The 23168-nt window shown below is 71.8% G+C and carries 21 protein-coding genes; 12 read left to right on the forward strand and 9 right to left on the reverse strand.

From position 1 onward, the window contains the following. Window positions 1-322: 322 nt before the first annotated feature. Together hemQ and hemG are read right to left on the reverse strand one after the other, a co-directional pair. The gene (hemQ, locus tag ACVCAG_RS19805) at window positions 323-1024 is read right to left on the reverse strand and encodes a hydrogen peroxide-dependent heme synthase (RefSeq protein WP_440084776.1); all 702 of its coding nucleotides are present in this window, start codon (window positions 1022-1024) and stop codon (window positions 323-325) included. Between the two features lie 2 nt (window positions 1025-1026). After that, window positions 1027-2469 carry a protoporphyrinogen oxidase gene (gene hemG / locus ACVCAG_RS19810; protein ID WP_440084777.1) on the reverse strand — a complete coding sequence of 481 codons (1443 nt, stop codon included), beginning with the start codon at window positions 2467-2469 and terminating at the stop codon, window positions 1027-1029. A 136-nt stretch (window positions 2470-2605) separates the two neighbouring features. Here hemG and ACVCAG_RS19815 point away from each other — a divergent pair, with 136 nt between their 5' ends. Then, window positions 2606-3673, forward strand: a complete 1068-nt coding sequence (locus ACVCAG_RS19815) for a DUF4349 domain-containing protein (protein WP_440084778.1) — start codon at window positions 2606-2608, stop codon at window positions 3671-3673. Between the two features lie 78 nt (window positions 3674-3751). On the opposite strand, the gene hemE is transcribed toward ACVCAG_RS19815, so the two are convergent. Then, window positions 3752-4789 (reverse strand): uroporphyrinogen decarboxylase, encoded by a 1038-nt coding sequence (hemE, locus tag ACVCAG_RS19820; RefSeq protein ID WP_440084779.1) that lies wholly within the window; start codon window positions 4787-4789, stop codon window positions 3752-3754. 699 nt (window positions 4790-5488) lie between these two features. Here hemE and ACVCAG_RS19825 point away from each other — a divergent pair. Together ACVCAG_RS19825 and ACVCAG_RS19830 are read left to right on the forward strand one after the other, a co-directional pair. Then, entirely contained in the window at window positions 5489-6085 is a 597-nt protein-coding gene (locus ACVCAG_RS19825; protein ID WP_362681124.1) for a DUF3000 domain-containing protein, read from the forward strand. Next, on the forward strand, window positions 6082-7308 hold the full coding sequence (locus ACVCAG_RS19830) for an HRDC domain-containing protein (protein WP_440084780.1): 1227 nt from the start codon (window positions 6082-6084) through the stop codon (window positions 7306-7308). Before ACVCAG_RS19825 ends, ACVCAG_RS19830 begins: the two co-directional genes overlap by 4 nt. A 122-nt stretch (window positions 7309-7430) precedes the next feature. Here ACVCAG_RS19830 and ACVCAG_RS19835 read toward each other — a convergent pair whose 3' ends face one another. Then, a complete protein-coding gene (locus ACVCAG_RS19835) occupies window positions 7431-7916 on the reverse strand; it encodes an ATP-binding protein (RefSeq protein ID WP_440084781.1) in 486 nt (161 codons plus the stop codon). A 400-nt stretch (window positions 7917-8316) separates the two neighbouring features. On the opposite strand from ACVCAG_RS19835, the gene ACVCAG_RS19840 reads away from it, so the two are divergent. After that, a complete protein-coding gene (locus ACVCAG_RS19840; RefSeq protein ID WP_440084782.1) occupies window positions 8317-8838 on the forward strand; it encodes a hypothetical protein in 522 nt (173 codons plus the stop codon). After that, a complete protein-coding gene (locus ACVCAG_RS19845) occupies window positions 8838-9143 on the forward strand; it encodes a glycoside hydrolase family 95-like protein (RefSeq protein ID WP_440084783.1) in 306 nt (101 codons plus the stop codon). Before ACVCAG_RS19840 ends, ACVCAG_RS19845 begins: the two co-directional genes overlap by 1 nt. Window positions 9144-9347: 204 nt before the next feature. Here the strand turns inward: ACVCAG_RS19845 and ACVCAG_RS19850 are convergent, their stop codons facing one another. The 3 genes from ACVCAG_RS19850 to ACVCAG_RS19860 all read right to left on the reverse strand — a co-directional run bounded on the left by ACVCAG_RS19850 (window position 9348) and on the right by ACVCAG_RS19860 (window position 11648). Further along, window positions 9348-9980 (reverse strand): HNH endonuclease family protein, encoded by a 633-nt coding sequence (locus ACVCAG_RS19850; RefSeq protein ID WP_440084784.1) that lies wholly within the window; start codon window positions 9978-9980, stop codon window positions 9348-9350. A gap of 265 nt (window positions 9981-10245) precedes the next feature. Next, a complete protein-coding gene (locus ACVCAG_RS19855) occupies window positions 10246-10965 on the reverse strand; it encodes a VOC family protein (RefSeq protein WP_440084785.1) in 720 nt (239 codons plus the stop codon). A 116-nt stretch (window positions 10966-11081) separates the two neighbouring features. After that, the gene (locus ACVCAG_RS19860) at window positions 11082-11648 is read right to left on the reverse strand and encodes a helix-turn-helix transcriptional regulator (protein WP_440084786.1); all 567 of its coding nucleotides are present in this window, start codon (window positions 11646-11648) and stop codon (window positions 11082-11084) included. A gap of 492 nt (window positions 11649-12140) precedes the next feature. Here ACVCAG_RS19860 and ACVCAG_RS19865 point away from each other — a divergent pair, with 492 nt between their 5' ends. From ACVCAG_RS19865 to ACVCAG_RS19885, 5 genes are all read left to right on the forward strand, one after another. After that, a complete protein-coding gene (locus tag ACVCAG_RS19865) occupies window positions 12141-12452 on the forward strand; it encodes a hypothetical protein (protein WP_440084787.1) in 312 nt (103 codons plus the stop codon). Between the two features lie 407 nt (window positions 12453-12859). Next, on the forward strand, window positions 12860-14002 hold the full coding sequence (locus ACVCAG_RS19870; protein ID WP_440084788.1) for a Gfo/Idh/MocA family protein: 1143 nt from the start codon (window positions 12860-12862) through the stop codon (window positions 14000-14002). Then, complete coding sequence (locus tag ACVCAG_RS19875; RefSeq protein ID WP_440084789.1) at window positions 14002-15141, forward strand: dihydrodipicolinate synthase family protein; 1140 nt, start codon at window positions 14002-14004, stop codon at window positions 15139-15141. Before ACVCAG_RS19870 ends, ACVCAG_RS19875 begins: the two co-directional genes overlap by 1 nt. Beyond that, window positions 15138-15983 (forward strand): TIM barrel protein, encoded by an 846-nt coding sequence (locus ACVCAG_RS19880; protein WP_440084790.1) that lies wholly within the window; start codon window positions 15138-15140, stop codon window positions 15981-15983. The genes ACVCAG_RS19875 and ACVCAG_RS19880 overlap by 4 nt, the downstream gene beginning before the upstream one ends. 127 nt (window positions 15984-16110) lie before the next feature. Then, window positions 16111-16857 carry a hypothetical protein gene (locus ACVCAG_RS19885; protein ID WP_440084791.1) on the forward strand — a complete coding sequence of 249 codons (747 nt, stop codon included), beginning with the start codon at window positions 16111-16113 and terminating at the stop codon, window positions 16855-16857. 193 nt (window positions 16858-17050) lie between these two features. Here ACVCAG_RS19885 and ACVCAG_RS19890 read toward each other — a convergent pair whose 3' ends face one another. After that, complete coding sequence (locus ACVCAG_RS19890; RefSeq protein ID WP_440084792.1) at window positions 17051-18043, reverse strand: substrate-binding domain-containing protein; 993 nt, start codon at window positions 18041-18043, stop codon at window positions 17051-17053. Window positions 18044-18246: 203 nt separating this feature from the next. Here ACVCAG_RS19890 and ACVCAG_RS19895 point away from each other — a divergent pair, with 203 nt between their 5' ends. Together ACVCAG_RS19895 and ACVCAG_RS19900 are read left to right on the forward strand one after the other, a co-directional pair. Next, window positions 18247-19446, forward strand: coding sequence for an acetyl-CoA C-acyltransferase (locus ACVCAG_RS19895; protein WP_440084793.1), 1200 nt, complete (start codon window positions 18247-18249; stop codon window positions 19444-19446). Further along, a complete protein-coding gene (locus ACVCAG_RS19900; protein ID WP_440084794.1) occupies window positions 19443-21545 on the forward strand; it encodes a 3-hydroxyacyl-CoA dehydrogenase NAD-binding domain-containing protein in 2103 nt (700 codons plus the stop codon). The genes ACVCAG_RS19895 and ACVCAG_RS19900 overlap by 4 nt, the downstream gene beginning before the upstream one ends. Before the next feature lie 57 nt (window positions 21546-21602). On the opposite strand, the gene ACVCAG_RS19905 is transcribed toward ACVCAG_RS19900, so the two are convergent. After that, the gene (locus ACVCAG_RS19905) at window positions 21603-23063 is read right to left on the reverse strand and encodes an amino acid permease (RefSeq protein ID WP_440084795.1); all 1461 of its coding nucleotides are present in this window, start codon (window positions 23061-23063) and stop codon (window positions 21603-21605) included. Window positions 23064-23168: the final 105 nt, after the last annotated feature.

Here is a 23168-nt window from a genome sequence, read left to right on the forward strand (position 1 = left end):
TCACATAGACAGGTGATTTTCCCCGAGTATGACAAAGCCAAGGAGCGGTAAAGAGACCTTCACGGGATTATTTTTCGCGGGGTCGTCCCAGGAGACACATCCTTCACCTGGCGGAACTCCCGAACCTCCCAGAACCCGCCGAACCCCCAGAATCCGCGGAGTCCGCGGGACTCACGGCTTTCGCGAGGCTCGCGGAAACCGCGCCTTCGCCGGGCCGGACCCGGCGGTGGCGCGGGAACGCGCGAAGCCTGCGCAGGAAGCCTCAGAGGTGCCGCTTGACGCGGCACAGGCTGAATCCCCGGCCTTCAGGCCGGGGAGCGCGTCAAGGCAGTGCCGCGATCAGCTCGCTCGGGGGCTTGCGGACCCCGGTGTAGAAGGGGATCTCCTCGCGGGTGTGCCGCCGGGCCTCGGCGCCGCGCAGGACGCGCATCAGGTCGACGATGCGGTGCAGCTCGTCGGCCTCGAACGCCAGCATCCACTCGTAGTCGTTCAGCGAGAAGCAGGCGACGGTGTTGGCCCGCACGTCGGGATAGTCGCGGGCCATCCTGCCGTGCTCGGCGAGCATCCGGCGGCGGTCTGCGTCGTCCAGCAGGTACCACTCCAGGGAGCGCACGAACGGGTAGACGCTCACGTACGCCCGTGGCTCCTCCTCGGCCAGGAAGGCCGGGATGTGTGACTTGTTGAACTCGGCCGGGCGGTGCAGCGCCATCGCCGACCAGACCGGCTCGGCCAGCTGCCCCAGGCCGGTGCGGCGGAAGCGCGAGTAGGTCTCCTGCAGGTCCTCGGCCGTCGGGGCGTGCCACCAGAACATGAAGTCGGCGTCGGCGCGGAAGCCCGCCACGTCGTACAGGCCGCGGGTGACCACGTCCTTGCGCCCCATCTGGGCCATGAGCTCCTCGACCTCGGCGGCCATGCCCTCGCGGTGTCCCGGGCAGTGCTCCTTCATCCTGAAGACCGACCACATCGTGTAGCGGATCACCTGGTTCAGGTCGCGCGCCTTGGGCCGCGGGTTCCCGTCCGTCATCGTCACCCCTTTGTCAACGAATCGGTGCTGTCCTGCCATTCTCCCGCGGGGTCCAGGTGGTCGAGAATCCGGGCCGCCGCGGTGCGGGCGGTGGCGACGCAGGCGGGGATGCCGAGGCCGTCGTAGGCGGCACCGCACAGGGCCAGGCCCGGCTGGTCGGCCGCGGCGGCCCGGATGCGGGCCACCCGGTCGAGGTGGCCCACCTCGTACTGCGGCAGGGAGCCTCCCCAGCGGGTCACCCGGGAGTCGCGGGGCAGCCCGCGCACGCCCATGACCTCGACCATCTCGGCCATCGCCAGCGCGACCAGCTCCGCGTCGTCGCGCTGGAGCACGGCCTCCTCGCCGATCCTGCCGATCGAGCAGCGCAGCAGGACCAGGTTGGGGTCGCTCTCCGCCAGGTGCGGCCACTTGACCGAGCTGAACGTGGCGGCCTTGATCGGGCGCCCGTCGACGGCCGGGACCAGGTAGCCGCTGCCGGTCGGCGGTTTGGGGAACGCCTCGCGCGGATAGGCGAGGGTGACGATGGCCATGCTGGCGTACTCGATCCTGGCCAGTTCGGCGGCGGCCCGGGGCACCTCCGCGGCGAGCAGGCGGCTCGCCGCGGGGGCCGGAACGGCGACGATAACCGCGTCGGCCTCGACGGTCTCAGGCGCGGGGACGGGGCCGGTGACCAGCAGCCAGCCGTCCTCGGTCCTGCGCAGCTCCCGGACCGTGACACCGGTCCTGATCTCGGCCCCCGAGGCGGCGGCGACGGCCTCGGGCAGGCTGCCCATCCCCCTGCTCAGGGTGGTGAAGACGGGTCCGGCGTCCTTGGGGGCGTCGGCGGCGATCTCCCTGGCCGCGGTGAGCAGCGACCGCTCGGACCTGGCCGCGATGGCGATCCTCGGCATGGTCGCGTCCAGCGAGAGCCGCTCGGCCCTGCCCGCGTAGACGCCGCCGAGCAGCGGCTCGACGAGCCGGTCGACCACCTCCTCGCCCATCCTCGCCCGGATGTACGCCGCCACCGACACGTCGTTGGTGACGCGCGTGGCCGGCAGGACGTGGTCCAGCGGCACCCGGGCCAGGCCCGCCGGGCTCAGGACGCCCGACCTGGCCAGCGCGAGGACGTCGGAGGGGACGCCCATGACGTGCCCCTCCGGCATGGGCCGCAGCACGCCCCTGGTCAGGATGCCCGCCTTGGTGGTGCCGGGGAGCCTCAGCTCCTCGCCCAGCCCGGCCAGCCTGGCCAGTTCCTTGCCCTCGGGCCGCCGGGCGAGCATCGCCTCGGCCCCCGCGTCCATCGCGACACCCGCCACCTCGGTGGCGTGGAGCTTGCCGCCGATCCGCGAGGCACCGTCGAGGACGGTCACCCTGAGGTGCTCGCCGTGCCGCCGCAGGTGCCACGCGGCGGCCAGTCCGGCGATCCCGCCGCCGACGACCACCACATGCCTCCGCTTGCCTTCCATGACCCGACCGTATCGGTCCCCCCGCCCGCCCGCGCATCCCGCCCGGCGCCCCCGTGACCCGACGGCGCGGAGAACGTGACGCCATCGTGACTGCCCTTCGCCGAACCCCTCCGCCGCGCCCGCCGTCATGATGTTCATGAGCAGATTCCGGTACGGCCCGCGCCTGGCGGTCCCCCTGGTGGGCCTGGCGCTGTTGGTGTCCGCCTGCGGTGGCGGCGAGTTACAGAGCACGTCCGGCGCCGCGGCACCCGCCGCCGACTCCGACATGCGGGCTCCCGAGGGGGAGTCTGCCGCCAGGGATGCCGCCGCGTCCTCCGCGTCCCCGGTGTCCCCGGCGTCCCAGTCCGACTCCCAGAACACCGCCCAGGTGAAGGTGGTCCCGGAGGACCGGGCGATCGTCTACACCGCGGAGATGACGGTGAGGGCCAAGGACGTCACCGCCGCGGCGGACCGCGCCCGGCAGATCGTCACCACCGCGGGCGGCTACCTGGCCAGGGAGAGGTCGGACGCCCACTCCAACGGCGAGGGCTCCGCGACGCTGGTCTTCAAGATCCCCCCGGGGAACTACCCGGGAACGCTCGACCGCCTGGGCAAGGACCTGGGCACGCGCGAGTCGCTGCAGCAGAACACCAAGGACGTCACCGAGCAGATGGCCGACGTGGAGAGCCGGCTGAAGTCGGCCAAGGCCGCGCTCGACTCGCTGCGCACGCTGCTGAAGCGGGCCAACACCATCGGCGAGGTGCTCGACGTGGAGCGGGAGGTCTCCAACCGCGAGAGCGAGCTGGAGTCACTGCAGGCCAGGCAGAGGACCCTCGCCTCGCAGACGAGCATGGCGACGCTGACGCTGAACCTGGTCGGCCCGGCGGCGGTGGTCCAGGAGGAGGACGACGAGCCGTCCGGCTTCTTCGGCGGCCTGGAAACGGGGTGGAGCGCCTTCGTCGCCGCCGTCAAGATCGGCCTGACGCTGCTGGGCGTGCTGCTCCCCTGGCTGGTCCTGATCGGCCTGGTCTGGCTGGTGCTGGCCTTCCTGCTGCGCCTGCGCCGCGGCGGGCGGGGCGACAGGCCGCTCGCTCCCGCGCCGGCGGACCCGGACCCCGCGCCGGTCGAGGACAGGGAGAGGGAGGTCGACGACGGCGATGACAGGGTGGAGGACGACGAGGGGCCCGTCCCCATGAGCCCGCGAAGGAACGACACCCCCGGGTGAACGCCTCCGGGGAACGGGGCCGGGCGAACGAACCCCGGCGGACGAACCCCGGTGAGCGGGCCTCGGCGAGCGGGACGGTCAGCGGGCCGAGGCCTCGTGGACGAAGTCGGTGAGGCGGGCCAGCTGGTCGGGATCGGTGCCGGGCAGCACTCCGTGCCCCAGGTTGAACACATGACCCTCGATCTTGGACGCGCGGGCGAGGATGTCGCCCGCGCGGCGCTCCACGACCTCCCACGGGGCGAGCAGGATCGCCGGGTCCAGGTTGCCCTGCAGCGCCTTGCCAGGACCGACCCGCGGGGCGGCCTCGTCGAGCGGGACCCGCCAGTCGACGCCCACGACGTCGGCCCCCGCCTCGCCGAGCAGGCCGAGCAGCTCGCCGGTGCCGACGCCGAAGTGGATGCGCGGGACGTCCAGGCCGGCCAGGCCCGCGAAGATCCGGCTGGTGTAGGGGAGGACGAACTCGCGGTAGTCGTCGGGCGAGACCGCCCCCACCCAGGAGTCGAAGAGCTGGACGGCGGAGGCCCCGGCCGCGAGCTGCACGCGCAGGAAGCCCAGGGTGATCTCGGTCAGCCGGTCCATGAGGGCGTGCCACAGCTCCGGCTCGCCGTACATCATGGCCTTGGTGTGGTCGTGGTTCTTGGAGGGGCCGCCCTCGATGAGGTAGGACGCCAGCGTGAACGGCGCTCCCGCGAAACCGATCAGGGGGGTCGCGCCCAGCTCCTTCGTCAGCGCCTGGACGGCCTCGGTGACGTAGGAGACGTCGTCCGGCTCGATCGGGCGCAGCGCCCTGGCCGCCTCGGCGTCCCTGATCGGCGCGGCCACCACCGGCCCGACGCCGGGCTTGATGTCGAGGTCGACGCCGATCGCCTTGAGCGGCACGACGATGTCGCTGAAGAGGATGGCCGCGTCCACGCCGTAGCGGCGGACCGGCTGCATCGTGATCTCCACGACCAGCTCGGGGGTGGCGCAGGCCGTGAGCATCGGCACCCCCTCGCGGAGCGCCCGGTACTCGGGCAGCGAGCGCCCTGCCTGGCGCATGAACCACACCGGGGTGTGGGAGACGGGCCGGCGGCGGCAGGCGCGCAGGAAAGCGGAGTCGGCGGGCTCGGAAGTCACCCCACCAGGGTGCCACGTCGGGGGACCGGTCGGCTCACCAAGGCCGCCGACCGGTGAGGTCGATACGAAATCACCGACTATCCAATGAGATCCCACCTCACACCACCCAGGCACGACCAAGTGATGACAATGATCGTGTCTTACCGGTTTTGAGAGCTTCGTCCACTGAAATCCGATGTTGGTACGCGACAAGTGCCGTCGCGCGGAGCGAAGCGATCATGTTTCCGGGTACAGTTCCTCCCATCGGCGATCCTGGCCCGGCCCCCGGCTGGTCCAAATGTTCGCCAACTCACCGCGCGGCATCGATTCCCGCACCACTTTGGGGACACGCCGAGCACGCTGCGCGGAAATGTCGGCGCGACGTGCCAACGTCGGACCACGACCCGACGAAAGGCCCGTGCGATGTCCACCATGTGGAGTTCACCCGAACATCGCGGTGAGCACCGTGCCTCCTGCGCCCGCGGACGGGTTCCACGACCACGACCCCACTCCGGCGACCAAGGCCGAGACGGGAGCCCGGAACGGCCCCGCACCGCACGGGCCGGCGCCACGCGCGGTCGCGCGCTCTTTCCAGGAGTTCCCGTCGGCGGGGTCGTCCCCGCCCTCCGCAGGCCTCCGGCAGCGGCTTGATCGGCTCCAATGGCTCCTACACATACCCCAGTGGTCCCCATGCGCTCAGTTTCGACCTACGCTTCCGATATGACCGTCGGTGACGCGCCGCCCGCTCCCGCCGCCTTCAGGCGCGCGGTGGCGAGCATGCGCCCCGCGGAGGTCAGGCCCGAGATCGAGCTGGAGGACATCCCGGCCCCGCAGCGCCTGGCCCCCTACTCGGCCGCGATCGGCGCGTCGGTGTACCGCGACGACGACGAGCTCGCCGTCGGCCGCCTCATCGTGCTCTTCGACCCCGACGGCCAGCGTGGCTGGGACGGCCAGTTCCGGCTCGTCGCCTACGTGCGGGCCGACATGGAGCCGGAGATCACCGAGGACCCGCTGCTCGGGCCCGTCGCGTGGAGCTGGCTCACCGAGTCGCTCGACGCGCACGACGCCGGCTACGCCGCCGCCGGAGGCACCGTCACCCGGGCGGTCTCCGAGGGCTTCGGCAACAAGGCCGAAGACCCGGTGACCACCGAGCTGGAGCTGCGCGCGTCCTGGTCGCCGCTGCAGGAGGACCTCTCCGGCCATGTCGCCGCCTGGTGCGACCTGATGTGCCTTGCCGCGGGCATACCACCCCTGCCACCCGACGTGGCGGCGCTGCCGCCGCGCCGTCGCGAAGATCCGGAGCCCTTCAGAACGTGACCGATGAGACGACCGTAGTCCCGCTGCTGGAACCTCGCGAGGGAATCCCACCCGTCATCGAGGACCCGGCCGCTCTCGCACGCATGGTGCGCGCCTTCGCCGAGGGCACCGGCCCCGTCGCCGTCGACGCCGAGCGCGCCTCCGGCTATCGCTACAGTGGCCGCGCCTACCTGGTCCAGCTGCGCCGGGCCGGCGCGGGCAGCGCCCTGATCGACCCCATCCACTGCCCCGACCTGTCGGGGCTAGACGCGGCGCTGGCCGACGCGGAGATCGTGCTGCACGCGGCCTCCCAGGACCTGCCGTGCCTGGCCGAGCTGGGTTTCCACCCGCGCGAGCTGTTCGACACCGAGCTGGCCGGCCGGTTGCTCGGCTACGAGCGGGTCGGGCTCGGCCTGATGGTGGAGAACGTCCTCGGATTCAGGCTGGAGAAGGGCCACTCGGCCGCCGACTGGTCCACCCGCCCGCTGCCGGAGGACTGGCTGCGCTACGCCGCACTCGACGTCGAGGTGCTGATCGAGCTCCGCGACGTCCTGTACGAGGAGCTGGTCTCCAGCGGCAAGCTGGCGTGGGCCCGTGAGGAGTTCGCCGCCGTGCTCGCGCACAAGGTCCCCGCCCCGCGCTCCGACCCGTGGCGGCGTACCTCGGGGATCCACAAGGTCCGCTCGCTGCGCGGGCTGGCGGTGGTACGGGAGCTGTGGACGCTGCGCGACGGGCTCGCCCGCGAGTCCGACGTCGCCCCCGGCCGGGTCCTGCCGGACTCGGCGATCGTCACGGCCGCGCTGGAGCTGCCCCGCACCACCAAGGCGCTCACCGACATCCCCCCGTTCACCGGCCGCAGCGCCCGGCGGCATCTGCGCGACTGGCTGGCCGCGATCGGCACCGCCCGCTCGCTGCCCGAGGCGGAGCTGCCGCAGCCCAGCACCCCCGGCGACGGACCGCCGCCGGCCAACCGGTGGATGGACCGCGACCCGGTGGCCGCCCGCCGGCTGGCCGCCGCCAGGGCCGTGGTGGCCGCGCTCGCCGACGAGCACCACATGCCCGCGGAGAACCTGATCCAGCCCGACGCGGTACGCCGGCTGACCTGGGAGCCTCCCCCGGTCATCGACGACGAGGCCGTGACCGCCCGGCTGCGCGAGCTGGGCGCCCGTGAGTGGCAGATCGGGCTGACCGCCCATCCGATCGCCAAGGCGCTGCTCCGTCTGGAGATCAAGGGGCAGGCGTGAGACCCCCGCCTTTTACAAAGTAGATCACTACTTCCGGGACCCGGGCGGGCATGGCCCGCTCCGGCCCGGCTCCCCCGCCCGGCTTCCTGGCCCGGCTCCCCGGCCTGCGGGAACGTTCCGGCTCAGTTCCGGCAGGCCGCCGAGAGGGCCCACGACGAGAACCGCTCCGCCTCTTCCTCCTCCGCCGCGGGTGGCTCCGGCCGCACGTAGGGAACGGCGCACCACACCGTCCGGCCCAGCCCCGGGCCGTGCTCGCGGGTCCCCCAGCGCCCGCCGGAGAGCCGGTCGACGATGAGCAGGCCGCGCCCGCGCCTGGCACCGGGAGGCAGGTCCCGCGGGATGTGCGGGGCGCGGGAGGCGGAGCCGGGATCGGAGACCTCGACGTGGACGGAGTCGAGGGTGGCGGTCAGCGTCAGGCCGATCAGGTCGCCCACCAGTCCGCGGTCGGCGTGCTCCACGGCGTTCGCCAGCAGTTCCGAGACCACCTGGACGACGTCCGGCAGCAGGACGTGGTCCGGCCCGAGGGCCTCGTGCGTCTCGCGGCGCGCCCGCCCGACCGATTCGTAGGCGCTGTCCAGAAATACCTCCGCGAGCTTTCCCGTCTCCATGCCCGAAGCCCTCCACCTGGTCTCACGAATCGCCGTCGTCACATCCGCCCTCGCGGGAATCCCCCCAAAGGACGACTACCCTTCGTGTCCGGCTCGACACGCACGGGTACGCGCTGCCGCGCGCTTTTCACGCGGCCGGCGAAGAAGCCTGGACATTCGCCTCGCGGGGACGGCGGCGGGGCGACGACGGCGCCGGAGCCGTCAGGTCCCGGGGGCCGACTCCCCCGATCCCCGCGCGAGGAGCTCCACCGGCACCGTCACGCGGCGCACCGCCCACCCTCCCCGGCCGCCTGACCCTCGCGGCCGCCCCCGTCCGCGGCCGGCGGCGGGTGAGCGGCAGGATCACCACCTTGCCCTGTTCGCCCTTCCCGGGCTGCTGGCGTACCTGCTGTTCGTCCTGGTGCCGATCGGCATGACCGCGTACTACGGCCTGACCAACCGCAACCCGTTCAACCCGCCGACCAGACGAGTGGGGCTGCGCAACTACACCGAGCCGCTGGGCGACGCCGAGTTCCTCAAGGCGCTGGCGAACACCGTCGTGGTGACCGTCATCGTGATGGTGCCGGCCAACGTGGGCGGCCTGCTCATCGCGCAGCTGCTCGACCGGCCCACCCGGCTCCACGTCGCGCCGCGGAGGGTGTTCTTCACCCCCGTGGTGCTGAGCTCGGTGGTGGTCAGCGTCATCCGGCAGGTCGTCCTCACCGACGACGGCCTGCTCGACTCCGCGCTGCGCGGCCTGGGCGTCGAGGACCCGCCCGGCCGGCTGTCCGATCCGGGCATCGCGGGTGGGCCGTCCGGCGCAGAGCCTGATCGACAGGCTCAAGAACCAGATCAGCGCCAAGCTGGACGCCAACCTGCCCGTCCGCGACCCCCCACCACGGGATCGAGAAGGGCGGGGCGATCGAGGCGGTCAACAACCTGATGCTGCAAAGTGACGGCGGCGTCATGCGGGTGTTCCCCGTCTGGCCGTCGAACAGGAACGCGAGCTTCGTCAAGCTGCGGGAGAAGGGCGCCCTGGTCGTCTCCAGCGCGTTCTCCGGCGGTCGCGTGACCTACGTGGACATCACCAGCGAGGCGGGCCGCCAGGTGCGCCTGCAGCACCCCTGGCCCGGCCGGACGATCGTGGTCGACCGGGTCGGCGGCGGCACGGTGGCCCACACCGTCGGCGGCAACGTGATCACCTTCCCGACCCAGGCGGGTGCGACGTACACCATCGCGGCCCCGTGATCTCCGTCTTCGTTTCCGTCTCCGTCTCCGTCTCCGCCAGCCGTACGGCCTGACCGGCCTGGCCGGTCTCACGGCGGCCGTCGCGTGACGGGGAGGCCCCGGGTCCCGCCCCCACCCCTGAGCCGGGGCGCGGGACCCGACGCGGGATCTCCCCGTCACGCGGACGGCGGGCGTCTCGTCCCTCCGACCAGAGGGACGAGACGCTCAGCAGGTCGCGAGCATGCCCTGCAGGGCGCTCTTCTCCGAGCTCTGCAGCGTCAGCTTCCAGTAATACTTCACCTGGATCCACGCCCTGGCGTAGGTGCAGTCGAAGCCTCCCAGCGGCGGCTGCCACGTCGAGGGGTCCTGGTCGCCCTTGGCCTGGTTGACGTCGTCGGTGACCGCCCACAGCTCGGGGCCGCCCAGGTCGTTGGCGTAGGACTGGCGCTGCGCGCTGGTCCAGGCGTAGGCGCCCGAGCGCCACGCCTCGGCGAGCGGCACCATGTGGTCGATGTCGACGTCGCTCGCGGCGGTCCAGGTGGCGCCGTCGAACGGGGAGTACCAGCTGCCGGAGGTGGGCACGCAGCTGGAGTTGACGACCACTCCCGTACCGTCCCTCTTGAGCACCGTCTCGCGGGTGTTGCAGGCGCCGCTGATGGTGATCCAGTGGTTGAACAGCGACCGGTCGTAGGAGGACTGGTTGGTCTCCGGGGCGACGGTGAGCGTCGCCAGCCTGCTGGCGGCGGTGGCCGCCGAGGGGATGTTCGGCGGGGTCGCCGAGGCCGTTCCCGTCGTCAGGGAGACGGTGAGGAGAATTGCCGTGAGGGCAGCGGAAATCCCGGTGACGACTCGTTTCACGAGTGGCCCCTTCTGTCGCTCCACCTCGGCCAGTCGGGGGGTCTGGGCACGGCGAGAGGACGACAGACGGAACGTCTCAACTCATGACAAATGCTTAAATGTCATGGTTTGACGACGAGTCAGGGCGCGCTTGGTCGGATACTGCCTCGGTCCATGATCGGATGCGTTTGATCTGCGACGACACGGCGCGCGGAAAGGCGCGGCCCTCCCTTTCCCCTGCCAATACGGCATGAAGATCTGGTGAACGCCGGAATCCTCGCCAGGCTCAACCGGCCGACAGGATCGTCTCGATGTCGTCGGCGCCGGCCAGCGAGTCGGCCAGCCGTTCCCGCTCCGCGGCGTCCAGGGGGATCTCGCGGACGCGGGCCAGCAGCTCGCCCGCCCGCCCGTGGTCGGAGAGCGCCAGGGCCATCTCCGCGCGGTAGACGAGCGCTTCGACGAGGTCCGCGTTCGGCGCGTCCCCGGCTCGCGCCAGCGCGCCGTCGAGAATCTTGGCGGCCTGCCGGTGATCGCCGTGGGAGTCGCCCATGACGACGGCGTTCCGCACCGCCGTGGCGAGCCTGCCCGCCGGAGGTTCCTCCCGGTCCGCGGCCGCGGCCGCGGGGAAGATCCGGATCCAGTTCCCTCCCGGGTCGACGATCGTGAACCCGGCGAGGTCGCCGGCGTTCTTCCGCTTCCGCGGCCTGGTCATCCGGGGGATCCCGGAGATCAGGAGCTTGCCGTACGCGGATCGCATGCCCTCGGCGAAGGCGCTGAAGAGAGCTCCGGTATCGGGGACGGTGATGATGCAGGTGCCGTAGGAGTCCTCCGGGTTGAAGCCCGGGATGGCGAAGAAGTGCAGATGGATGTCCTCCCGCCGTAGGGCGAGGTACGGGTTCGGGCGAACCTGGTGGTAGGTCCTGGTGAAACCCAGCGCGGTGTAGAACTCCTCGATCTCGTCGATCGATCGGCAGGGCAGTGCCGGCACGGTCGTCTCGTCGGCCATCTCGCTCCTCCGGATGAGCAGTAGTCAAATTTTACTATTGCCGGAGCCGAGTGTAGCGGCGATCGCCCATGTCCACTCGTGTCCACCGGAAGCCGACGGCACCGGCACGGCCTCCCTCAGGACGCGCGCGCGTCCCTTTCCAGGCGTTCGATCAGCCCGCGGGTCCACTCGGCGCCGCTGCCGGAGAAGTGCGTCCAGAGTCGCATGATCTCGGCGATCGGCTCCCAGTCCCGGGAGTCGGCGTCGTCGGCCGTCCAGTGGCGGGCGACCTCCGCCCGCCAGCCGTCGAGTGCCGCCAGCCGCTTCTTGAGCAGCGCGACCACCTCTTCCCTGGGCAGGCAGGTGAGGAAGCCCACCCCGGCCGTCAGCTCGTCGATCTTCTGGTCGTGCCTGGCCAGGGCCTTGCGCAACATGTCCAGGAACTCCGCGTCACCCGCGTCGGTGAGCTCGTACTCCACGCGCGGCGGTCCGCCCGCGGCGCTCGGCGCCATCTCGTGGGCACGCAGCAGCCCCTGCTTGGCCATCTGCCTGAGCGCGTGGTAGATCGAGCCGGGCTTGGCCGTGGACCACTCGTGCGCGCCCCAGCTCTCCAGGTCTCCGCGCACCTGGTAACCGTGCGCCCGGCCGCGTTCGCGGACGGCCCCGAGCACCAGCAGCCGGATGGCCGACACCCTAGCCCCCATCTCCGAACGATCGGTGACCGGAGTTTACCGGTCCCCGGCCGAAGACACGAATGACGCTTGACCAGGGAATTCACATGATCAACGTGGCCGCGTGCGTCTGCACGGCGTCATCGGTACCGATGATCGCCGCTTCCGCCGGTAATGCAGAACGCGCCCACGGGAGGCCCCCATGCCCGAACCCACCGACGACGTCATCGCGTTCGCTCCCCGCTCGGCCCGGCGTCGTCGGAGATCGGTCGCGGCGGCGGCTCCCGACCTCCGGAGGGAAGGTCGGGACCCGCCGGCACCTCGAATTCTCGGGTGCCTATTCTTCGTCAGCAGAACCTGGCACGGGCTCGGTCATATCCCATGTCGAACCCGGTTTGGAACCGTCCGAAGCCGCGACCGCTCTCCCGCCTGTACTCTCGCCGCCGCTCGCTTTTACAGGAGGCCCTTCCGGCGCTGTACCCGGCGCTGTAGCCCTGCGAGCAGTGCTTGTCTTCATGGCAGGGCTTGGCCTGGGACGTGCTTGCCATTGCCGCGCGCTGTGAAGCATCGGCTACCGCCGTCTTCGTGGAGGCCGTGCCGGCCGAGGCCACGTTCATCGTGCCGCTGCCGATAATCGCGATACCGGCGACGGCGACTACGATCGCTTGGCGAATTCTGGTGGACATGGCAGTCATCTCCTTTGCTGGTCGTGCGGCCCGTCGCATCGGCAGGAGCCGAAGCGGCGAGGCCGCCGCTGTCTCAGCGAAGAAGAAATACCCGACATTAGCTATCAAAAGCACTCAAAATAGGTCAATTACTACAAATCAGGGCAGGTAATTCGAAGGGAATGGTCCACCAAAATCTGACGGACCCCTGGGGCGGGCAGGGTTCCGACCGCGCGACACGGCTCGTAGGCGACTGCGGCGGTGCCGGCCGGATTCGTGCCCTCGTCGTCGACGAAGCAGCCGCGCAGCGTGCCGGTCGATCACGTTGAACACGACCCGGGGTCCCTCGCCGATCGCGCCGGCGAAGTCGCCTTCCTTGCCGAGGACGGCGCGGGCCCCGCCTCCGGGCGCGGGGCGAGGCACGCACGCCACCCCCGGACCGGCCGCCGGCGCGGCCCGCCCGCCGCCCACGCGGACGCCCTCCAGCTCACCCCTCCTTTCTCCCGGCGCTTGCAGCAGGCGGGACGGCTGCCGTACCGTGGAAAGGAAAGCGCTTTCCAATCGGAGGTCGGAGAAAAGATGTCCCCGCAAAGCATCGGCGTCGTGATGAACGGTGTCACGGGCCGCATGGGCTACCGCCAGCACCTGGTCCGATCGGTCCTGGCGATCAACGAGCAGGGCGGCGTGACGCTGTCGGGCGGCGGGAGGGTTCTGCTCAGGCCGGTGCTGGTGGGCCGGAGCGCGGAGAAACTGGAGAGGCTGGCGAGCGAGCACGGCATCGCGGACTGGACCACCGACCTCGACACCGCCCTCGCGGACGACGCCAACCTGGTCTACTTCGACGCCCAGGTCACCCAGGCCCGGGTGAAGGCCGTGCTCGCGGCGATCGAGGCGGGCAAGCACGTCTACGCGGAGAAGCCGACCGCCGAGACGTACGAGGACGCGCTGGCGCTGGCCGAGGCCGCGACCGCGAGGGGTGTGAAGAACGGCGTCGTGCAGGACAAGCTCTTCCTGCCGGGCCTGCTCAAGCTCAAGCGCCTGATCGACGGCGGCTTCTTCGGCCGGATCCTGTCGGTGCGCGGCGAGTTCGGCTACTGGGTGTTCGAGGGCGACTGGCAGGACGCGCAGCGCCCGTCGTGGAACTACCGCACCGAGGACGGCGGCGGCATCGTCCTCGACATGTTCCCGCACTGGGCGTACGTGCTGGAGAACCTGTTCGGCCGGGTCACCTCGGTCTACGCCCAGGCCGTCACCCACATCCCCGAGCGGGTGGACGAGCGGGGCGAGAGCTACCGGGCCACCGCCGACGACGCCGCCTACGGGGTGTTCGAGCTGGAGGGCGGGACCATCGCGCAGATCAACTCCTCCTGGAGCGTCAGGGTGAACCGCGACGAGCTGGTGGAGTTCCAGGTGGACGGCACGCACGGCAGCGCCGTCGCGGGCCTGCGCAACTGCCGGATCCAGCACCGCGCCGCCACTCCCAAGCCGGTCTGGAACCCCGACCTGCCCGCCACCGCCCGCTTCAGGGACGGCTGGCAGGAGGTGCCCGACAACGCGGAGTTCGACAACGGCTTCAAGATCCAGTGGGAGCTGTTCGTCCGCCACGTGGTCGAGGACGCGCCCTTCCCCTACGACTTCGCCTCGGGCGCGCGCGGCGTCCGCCTCGCCGAGCTGGGCCTGCGCTCCTCCGCCGAGGGCCGCCGCCTGCCGGTGGAGCCCTGATGACCACCCTGAGGATCGCGCTGCCCGGCGGGGAGCACACCCTGCGCGAGCGGGTCACCTGGACCAGGCCCGCGGGCCCGGCGGTGAGCCGCACCGTCTACGCCGCCGCCCACGTGGTCGCCGACCCGCTCGGCGACAACACCCCCGGCTCCCCCGCCGCCGTCGACTGGGACGCCACCCTGCGCTTCCGGCACCACCTGTGGTCGTACGGGCTGCGGGTCGCCGACGCCATGGACACCGCGCAGCGCAACATGGGTCTCGACTGGGCGGCCACCCGCGAGCTGATCCGGCGCAGCGCCACCGAGGCGAAGGCCTTCGGCGACCCGGCGGAGCTGGTGGCCTGCGGCGCGGGGACCGACCAGGCCCCGCACGCCCGGACCCTGGACGAGGTCGTGGCGGCCTACACCGAGCAGATCGAGACCGTGCGGGACGCGGGCGCCGGGGTCATCGTGATGGCGAGCCGTCAGCTGGCCGCGATCGCGCGGGGCCCGGAGGACTACCACCGGGTCTACGGCGAGCTGTTCTCCCGGGTCGACCGCCCGGTGGTCCTGCACTGGCTGGGCGAGATGTTCGACCCGAACCTGGCGGGCTACTGGGGTTCGCGGGACGTGTCCGAGGCCACCGCGTCCTTCCTGTCCCTGATCCGCGACCACGCGGCGAAGGTGGACGGGGTCAAGGTCTCGCTGCTGGACGCCGAGCACGAGATCGGGCTGCGCGCGGCGCTGCCCGAGGGCGTGCGGCTCTACACCGGCGACGACTTCAACTACCCCTCGCTCATCAAATCGGGCAGCCACGCCCTCCTGGGGATCTTCGACGCGATCGCCCCCGCGGCCGCGGCGGCCCTGGAGGCGCTCGACGCGGGCGACCTCGGGCGGTACGACGAGATCATGGAGCCCACGGTCCCGCTCTCGCGGAAGATCTTCGAGGCCCCGACGTACAACTACAAGACGGGCATCGTCCTCCTGGCGTGGCTCAACGGCCACCAGGACGCCTTCGCCATGGTCAACGGCGCCCAGGCGGCCCGTTCCCTGCCCCACCTGGCCGAGGTTTTCCGCCTGGCCGACGGGGCCGGGCTGCTGGCCGACCCCGAGCTGGCGGTCTCCCGGATGCGCTCCCTGCTGGCGGTGAACGGCCTGTGAGAGCGCGTACGAGCCGGTTCTCGCTGAACCAGTGGACCACGAAGCGGTGGTCGGTGGCCGAGGCCGTCGACGGGTGCGTGCGGCACGGCGTCGAGGCCGTCGGCCTGTGGCGGCAGGACGTCGCCGCGCAGGGTCTGGAGCAGACCGTCAAGCTCGTCGCGGACGCCGGGCTGCGGGTGTCGTCGCTGTGCCGGGGCGGGTTCCTCACCTCCGGCGGGCCCGAGGCCCTGGACGACAACCGCAGGGCGATCGACGAGGCCGCGGCGCTGGGCGCCGCCTGCCTGGTCATGGTGGTCGGCGGCCTGCCCGGCGTGGTGCCCGGCGAGCCGCTGGGCACGATCTCCCGCGACCTGCCCGCCGCGCGGGAGCGGGTCGCCGAGGCGCTGGCCGTGCTGGCCCCGTACGCGGGCGAGCGCGGGGTGCGGCTCGCCCTCGAACCGCTGCACCCGATGTACTGCGCCGACCGGGCCGTGCTGTCCACACTCGGCCAGGCGCTCGACCTGGCCGAGGCGCACCCCGCCGAGCAGGTGGGCGTCGTCGTCGACACCTTCCACGTGTGGTGGGACCCGCGGGTGCTGGAGGAGATCGCGAGGGCGTCGGGCCGGATCGCGAGCTACCAGGTGTGCGACTTCCTGTCGCCGCTGCCCGCCGACGTGCTGCTCGGCCGGGGGGTGATGGGCGACGGGGTGATCGACTTCGCGCCGATGACCCGGGCGGTGGCCGAGGCGGGCTACACGGGGGACATCGAAGTGGAGATCTTCAACGCGGACGTGTGGGCCGCCGACCCCGACGGGATCCTGGCCAGGGTGAAGGCCGCCTTCGCCGAGTTCGTCGGCGGTTGACACGCGGTCCCCCGCCACGGTGTTCCGGGGGCGGGGGACCGTTCCAACGGGCAGGAAAACGTGTTCGACGGGCCCGGATTACCGCTTCACGTTGGAGTGACATGGCAGGTACTCGTACGGTAGGGGTATGACGACCGCAGAAAGCGAAGCCAGCCCCGCCGTACAGCGGCCGCCGGAACATGTGATGGCCGTACTGGAAGCGATCAGGGAGTGGGAGGCGGCCAACCCCGACTCGGCCCCCTCCGGCCAGGGAGAGGCGATCCTCTGGGCCCTGGGCAAGCGGGAGCAGGCGCCGATCAGCGGCCGCCCCTCCTCGGGATCCCCGCCCACCCTGGCCGAGGCGCGCGCCGAGATCGACGCCGCCGAGCGGGTTCCGCGCGAGGGCCGGGTCGTGCCGGCCGACGGGGTCATCAGCACCCTGAACTGGTTGATCGGCGCCAAGGACGGGCTGCCCATCCCCGGCCGCCGGTCCTCGGAGGGCTGGGGACACCTGGTCGGCGGGCGCGGCGTGATCCTGCGCACCGAAGCCGAGATCGCCAAGGTCGCCCAGCTGGCCGCCGAGGGCCGGCCCAACGCGGCGGGCGAGTGGGAGAAGGAATGGTGCGCGGGCACCATCGCCGTGTGCGAGTGGGTCCTCGGCACCCGCAGGAAGTCCCCGGTCCGTAACACTCCCCGCCCCATCCACGGGCCGACCGGCCTCAACCTCGGCATGGAGGAGAGCGCCGCCGAGGACGTGTCCCGGCAGCTCGGCCGGGGCCGCCAGCACTCCCCCGGCTACGGCGACGGGGTCATCAGGACGATCCGCTGGCTGCGCGGCCAGATCATGGTCCCGCCGGTCAACGAGCAGGGAAACCCCGTTCCCGGCATGCGCTGACCCCCGCTCTTCTCTCTTCCCGCCCTCGCCTTCCCCTACGACACGATCGGCCCGGACACCCCGGAAGGTGTCCGGGCCGATCGTCGTGCCGGCCTCACCGCCTCCGGCCTCTCAGGACGGCCCCGTGGCGGCCGGGCCGCCGGATCCGCTCGCCGTGACGGGCGGCGGACCGGCCTTTCGGGACGGAGGCGTGTCACCCCAGGCCGCGGGTGCTCTCCCGGAGGATCACCTCGCCGGTCACGATCTCGGCCCTGGACTCCTCGGAAGGGTCGAGGGCCAGCTCCAGCGCGCGGGCGCCCATGCCGGCGAGCGGCAGCCGCACGGTGGACAGCGAGGGAACCAGGTCGCGCAGGGTGAAGATGTCGTCGAAGCCCGCCACGGAGACGTCCTCGGGAACCCGGATGCCCCGGTCCCTGAAGGCGGCCAGGGCGCCCACCGCCATCACGTCGTTGACGGCGAAGACGCACGTGACCCCCGACACCTGGGTGGCCGCCGCGTAGCCGCCCTCCCGGTCGAAGGAGCCGTTCAGGACGCGCGGCGCGGGCAGGCCGAGCTCCTCCAGCGCGCCGGTGAACCCCTCCACCCTGTCCTTGGGCGCGATCAGCCAGTCCGGCCCGGCGAGGATCGCGAAGTTGCGGTGCCCCAGCCCGGCGAGGGCGCGGGCCAGCTCGGCGGCGCCCAGGCGGTTGTCCGGCACCACCGTGTCGACGCCGAGCAGGTTCTGGCCCACGCACGCGACCCGGCCCCCGGACTCCCGGTAGTGGTCGAGTTCCGTCCGGAGCCGCCGGGTCGCCTCCGGGTCGGTGACCCGGGAGCCGACGAGCAGCACGGCACGGACCCGCTGGGCGTTGAGCGTCGAGACGTAGGCGATCTCCCGCTGGGGGTCGCGGTGGGTCGTACCGATCATGACCATGAGCCCCTGGCTCTCGGCGACCCGCATGGCCCCGTCGGCGATCGCGGCGAAGTAGGGGTCGGTGAGGTCGTGGACGACCAGGCCGATCACGTTGCTGGCCCCCCTGGCGAGGGTCTGCGCGGCCACGTTGGTGCGGTACCCCAGCTCGGCGGCGGCCAGTTCCACCTTGGCCCGCAGGGAGGCGCCCACCTGCCGGGTGCTGCCGTTGAGCACCCGCGACGCCGTGGCGAGCGAGACGCCCGCCTGCCGGGCGACATCCTCAAGCGTGACCACCGACAACCTCCCGGAAAGCGTTTTCCAAAGTCTGCCAGAGTTACCCTCGCCCCGCATCCCGGGACACGGCCCGCGAGGTGGGGCCGTAGGCCCGCACACCCTTGGGGACAACTTACCCACCTCTCGCGCGCCCGGCCGCGCCAAGCGTTGTTACTGACGAGTAGCATGGTGGGGAAGCCATCCAGCAACGAGGAGCGAACCCCGTGCCTTCGTCTCGTGACGTCGTATTCGTCGACGGTGTGCGCACACCATTCGGCAGGTCGGGCCCCAAGGGCCTGTACGCCGAGACGCGCGCCGACGACCTGGTGATCCGCGTCATCCGCGAGCTGATCCGGCGTAACCCGAATCTGCCTCCCGAGCGCGTCGACGAGGTGGCCATCGCGGCCACCACGCAGATCGGCGACCAGGGCCTGACCCTGGGCCGCTCCGCCGCGATCCTGGCCGGCCTGCCCAAGACCGTGCCCGGCTACTCGATCGACCGCATGTGCGCGGGCGCGATGACCGCGGTGACCTCGGTCGCCGGCGGCATCGCCTTCGGCGCCTACGACGTCGCCATCGCCGGCGGCGTCGAGCACATGGGCCGTCACCCCATGGGCGAGGGCGTCGACCCCAACCCCCGCTTCCTGGCCGAGCAGCTCGTGGACGGCTCCGCCCTCGTCATGGGCATGACCGCCGAGAACCTCCACGACCGCTACCCCTCCATCACCAAGGACCGCGCGGACGCCTTCGCCCTCGCCTCCCAGGAGAAGGTCGCCAAGGCGTACGCCGACGGCAGGATCCAGCCGGACCTGGTCCCGACGGCGATCAGGTCCGCGGAGAAGGGGTGGGGGCTGGCCACCGCCGACGAGGCGCCCCGCCCGGGCACCACGCTGGAGGGCCTCGCCGGGCTGAAGACCCCGTTCCGCCCGCACGGCCGGGTCACCGCGGGCAACGCCTCCGGGATCAACGACGGTGCCACCGGCTGTGTCGTGGCCGCCGCCGACGTCGCGGAGGAGCTCGGCCTGGCGCCGAAGATGCGCCTGGTCTCGTACGCCTTCGCGGGCGTGGACCCCGAGGTGATGGGCGTCGGGCCGATCCCGTCCACCGAGCGGGCGCTGCGCCTGGCCGGGCTCTCCGTCTCCGACATGGGGCTCTTCGAGATCAACGAGGCGTTCGCCGTGCAGGTGCTGGCGTTCCTGGAACACTTCGGCATCGCCGACGACGACCCCCGGGTCAACCCCTACGGGGGCGCCATCGCCTTCGGCCACCCGCTGGCCTCCTCCGGGGTGCGCCTGATGACGCAGCTCGCCCGCGAGTTCGGCGAGCGCCCCGACGTCCGCTACGGCGTGACCACGATGTGCGTGGGCCTGGGCATGGGCGGAACGGTCATCTGGGAGAACCTCGGCTGGGAGGGCGAGAAGTGACGGACATCAAGACGAGCGGCGCGGGCACCACCGACATCGCGGAGCTCTTCGCCGACGAGGTCGTCACCCGGGCGGCCGTCCGCGACGTGGAGCTGCCGTACGGGGCGGGCACCATGGCCCTGATCACGCTGGACAACGGTTTCGACCACACCAAGCCGTCGACGTTCGGCCCCGGCGGGCTGACCTCGCTGGGCGAGGCCCTGGACGCGGTCGCCGGGCGCGGCGACCTGGCGGCGGTGGGCGTCGTCGGCAAGCCTTTCGTCTTCGCCGTCGGCGCCGACCTCAAGGGGGCCGCGCTGGTCACCGAGCGGGAGCAGGCGCTGCGGATCGGCAAGCTGGGACACGACGTGTTCCGCCGCCTCGGCGAGCTGGACGTGCCCTCGTTCGCCTTCGTCAACGGCGCGGCGATGGGCGGCGGCCTGGAGGTCGCGCTGCACTGCACGTACCGGACCATCTCCTCCGGGGTGCCCGCCGTGGCGCTGCCCGAGTGCTTTCTCGGCCTGGTCCCCGGCTGGGGCGGCACCCAGCTGCTGCCCCGCCTGATCGGCCCGGCCGCGGCCGTCAAGCTGATCGTCGAGAACCCGCTCTCGCAGAACCGCATGATCAAGGGCAGGGAGGCGTTCGCGCTCGGTGTCGCCGACGCGATGTTCGAGCCCGCCGACTTCCTGGAGGAGTCGCTGCGCTGGGCCGCCCAGGTGCTGCGCGGTGACGTGACGGTCTCCCGTACCGACCACACCGGGGACGACTGGGCCAAGACGGTCGCCGACGCGCGCTTCCTGCTCGACATGAGGCTGCACGGCGCCTCCCCGGCCCCGTACCGGGCGCTGGAACTGGTCGAGCTGGCCCGCACCGCCTCGCGCGACGAGGGCTTCGACGCCGAGGACCAGGCCCTGGCCGACCTCCTCATGGGCGACGAGCTCCGCGCCGGCCTGTACTCCTTCGACCTGGTCCAGCGGCGGGCCAAGAAGCCCGCGGGCGCCCCCGACAGGGCGCTGGCCCGCAAGGTGACCAAGGTCGGCGTCGTCGGCGCGGGCCTGATGGCCTCGCAGATGGCGCTGCTGTTCGCCCGCCGCCTGGAGGTCCCGGTCGTGCTGACCGACCTGGACCAGGCCCGGCTGGACAAGGGTGTGGGCTACGTCCACGCCGAGGTGGACAAGCTGCTCGGCAAGGGGCGCGTCTCCGCCGACCAGGCCAACCGGCTCAAGGCCCTGGTGACCGGCTCGCTGACCAAGGACGCGTTCGCCGACGCCGACTTCGTCATCGAGGCCGTGTTCGAGGACATGAAGGTCAAGCGGAAGGTGTTCGCCGAGGTGGAGGAGGTCGTCTCCGCCGAGTGCGTGCTGGCCACGAACACCTCCTCGCTCTCGCTGACCGAGATGGCCTCCGGCCTGCGCCACCCGGAGCGCGTGGTGGGCTTCCACTTCTTCAACCCGGTCGCGGTGATGCCGCTGCTGGAGATCGTGCGGGGGGCGGAGACCGACGACGCGACGCTCGCCACGGCCTTCTCCGTCGGACGGTCGCTGAAGAAGTCGTCGGTGCTGGTCAAGGACGCGCCCGCGTTCGTGGTCAACCGCCTGCTGACGCGCTTCATGGGCGAGGTCATCGGCGCCGTCGACGAGGGCACCCCGCTGGAGGTCGCCGACCACGCGCTGGACGGGCTCGGCCTGCCGATGACCCCGTTCGCGCTGATGCAGCTGGTGGGCCCCGCCGTGGCGCTGCACGTCGCCGAGACGATGCACGAGGCCTTCCCGGCCCGCTACGGGGTGTCGGAGAACCTCGCCCGGCTGGTCGCGGCGGGCAAGCCGGGCGTCTACGCGCCGGACTTCTCGCTGGACCCCGAGGCGGTGGCCCTCTTCACCGGCGGCACCTCCCCATCGACGGCGGAGGAGGTGCGGCTGCGGGCGCTGCGGGCGCTGGCCGAGGAGATCCGCCTCATGCTCCAGGAGGGCGTGGTCTCGGCCCCCCAGGACATCGACCTGTGCATGATCCTCGGCGCGGGCTGGCCGTTCCACCTGGGCGGCGTCACCCCCTACCTCGACCGGACGGGCATCGCGGAGCCGCGCTTCCTGCCGCCGGGCGTGGCCTCGGTCCCCGCCTGACGATCCGTCCCCCGTACGGCTCCCCCGCCCTCCCGCGGCGGGGGAGCCGTACGGCGGTCACCGGGAGTGCTCCGACAGCCGGCTGTGCCGGTAGCCGTACCCGAAGTAGAGCAGGACCCCGAGGAGCATCCACGCCACGAACCTGAGCCAGGTCTCCACCGGGAGGTTGAGCATCAGGTAGAGGCAGGCGAGCACCGACAGGATCGGCACCAGCGGCACGAGCGGGGTGCGGAAGGAACGCGGCAGGTCGGGACGGGCGCGGCGGAGGATGACGACCGCGGTCGAGACCACCACGAACGCGAAGAGCGTGCCGATGTTGACCAGCTCGGCGATGGTGGACAGCGGCACCAGTCCGGCCAGGGCCGCGACGACGACGCCCATCATGATGGTGATGAGGTACGGGGTCCGGTACTTGGGGTGCACCTTGGCCAGCCCGCGCGGCAGCAGGCCGTCGCGGCACATGGCGAACATCACCCGCGACATGCCCATCATGAGGATCATCACGACCGTCGTCAGGCCGGCCAGGGCTCCGATGCTGATCAGTGACGCGGCCCAGGTCTGGCCGACCGCCTTGAACGCGTCGGCGAGCGGTGCCGCCTCGCTGAGCTGGCCGTAGGGCTGCATGCCCACGACGACCAGGGAGACCGCGACGTAGAGCACCGTGCAGATGCCGAGCGAGGCCAGGATGCCGATGGGCAGGTCCCGCTGCGGGTTACGCGTCTCCTCGGCGGCGGTGGCGACCACGTCGAAGCCGATGTAGGCGAAGAACACGATGGCCGCGGCGCTGAAGATGCCCAGCACCCCGAACGCGACCGGGGTGATCCCGAACAGCACCTGGATCAGCGGCGCGGACAGCCCCTCCACCGCGGGGGTCGGCTTCGACGGCGGGATGAACGGGGAGTAGTTGGCGGCCCTGACGAAGAACAGCCCGGCCACGACGACCAGCAGGATGACCGCGAGCTTGATCGTGACGATGACCAGGTTGAACCGGGACGACAGTTTGATCCCGACGACCAGGACGGCGGTGAGGATCAGCACGATGAGCGCGGCGGGCAGGTTGAACGCCGCCCCCTCCCCCGCGATCGCGCCGGGCAGCGTTATGCCCAGGGACGCCAGCAGCGAGGTCAGGTATCCCGACCAGCCGACCGCGACGACCGCGGCGCCGAGCATCATCTCCAGCATCAGGTCCCAGCCGATGATCCAGGCGGGGAACTCGCCGAGGGTGGCGAAGGCGAAGGTGTAGGCGGACCCGGCCGCCGGGACGGTGGAGGCGAACTCGGCGTAGCAGAGCGCCGCCAGCGCGCAGACGACGCCCGCGGCCACGAAGGACAGGGCGACCGCGGGCCCGGCCGTCTCCCTGGCGACCCGGCCGGTGAGCACGAAGATGCCGGTGCCGATGACGACGCCGATGCCGAAGACGGTGAGGTCCAGCGCGCTGAGATCCTTGCGCAGCCGGTGTTCCGGCGCCTCGGTATCCGAGATCGACTGTTCCACCGACTTGACGCGCAAGACACTCATGGTCCCTCCCCGGCCGCCGGCGCTGTGTTTCAGGTCACATGCCCAGCCGATCGGCGGCCGAACGGCGAACTCGGGGTTGTTTGGGGGGAGGTCCCCGATGCCGGC

The organism is Streptosporangium sp. G12 (assembly GCF_052983175.1).

Excerpts from the sequence above, each read along its gene's own strand:
- hemQ (WP_440084776.1), bottom strand. The coding sequence starts at position 1,024 with ATGACGGACGGGAACCCGCGGCCCAAGGCGCGCGACCTGAACCAGGTG.
- hemG (WP_440084777.1), bottom strand. The coding sequence starts at position 2,469 with ATGGAAGGCAAGCGGAGGCATGTGGTGGTCGTCGGCGGCGGGATCGCC.
- ACVCAG_RS19815 (WP_440084778.1), top strand. The coding sequence starts at position 2,606 with ATGAGCAGATTCCGGTACGGCCCGCGCCTGGCGGTCCCCCTGGTGGGC.
- ACVCAG_RS19825 (WP_362681124.1), top strand. The coding sequence starts at position 5,489 with ATGACCGTCGGTGACGCGCCGCCCGCTCCCGCCGCCTTCAGGCGCGCG.
- ACVCAG_RS19835 (WP_440084781.1), bottom strand. The coding sequence starts at position 7,916 with ATGGAGACGGGAAAGCTCGCGGAGGTATTTCTGGACAGCGCCTACGAA.
- ACVCAG_RS19845 (WP_440084783.1), top strand. The coding sequence starts at position 8,838 with ATGCTGCAAAGTGACGGCGGCGTCATGCGGGTGTTCCCCGTCTGGCCG.
- ACVCAG_RS19855 (WP_440084785.1), bottom strand. The coding sequence starts at position 10,965 with ATGGCCGACGAGACGACCGTGCCGGCACTGCCCTGCCGATCGATCGAC.
- ACVCAG_RS19860 (WP_440084786.1), bottom strand. The coding sequence starts at position 11,648 with ATGGGGGCTAGGGTGTCGGCCATCCGGCTGCTGGTGCTCGGGGCCGTC.
- ACVCAG_RS19870 (WP_440084788.1), top strand. The coding sequence starts at position 12,860 with ATGTCCCCGCAAAGCATCGGCGTCGTGATGAACGGTGTCACGGGCCGC.
- ACVCAG_RS19875 (WP_440084789.1), top strand. The coding sequence starts at position 14,002 with ATGACCACCCTGAGGATCGCGCTGCCCGGCGGGGAGCACACCCTGCGC.
- ACVCAG_RS19885 (WP_440084791.1), top strand. The coding sequence starts at position 16,111 with ATGACGACCGCAGAAAGCGAAGCCAGCCCCGCCGTACAGCGGCCGCCG.
- ACVCAG_RS19905 (WP_440084795.1), bottom strand. The coding sequence starts at position 23,063 with ATGAGTGTCTTGCGCGTCAAGTCGGTGGAACAGTCGATCTCGGATACC.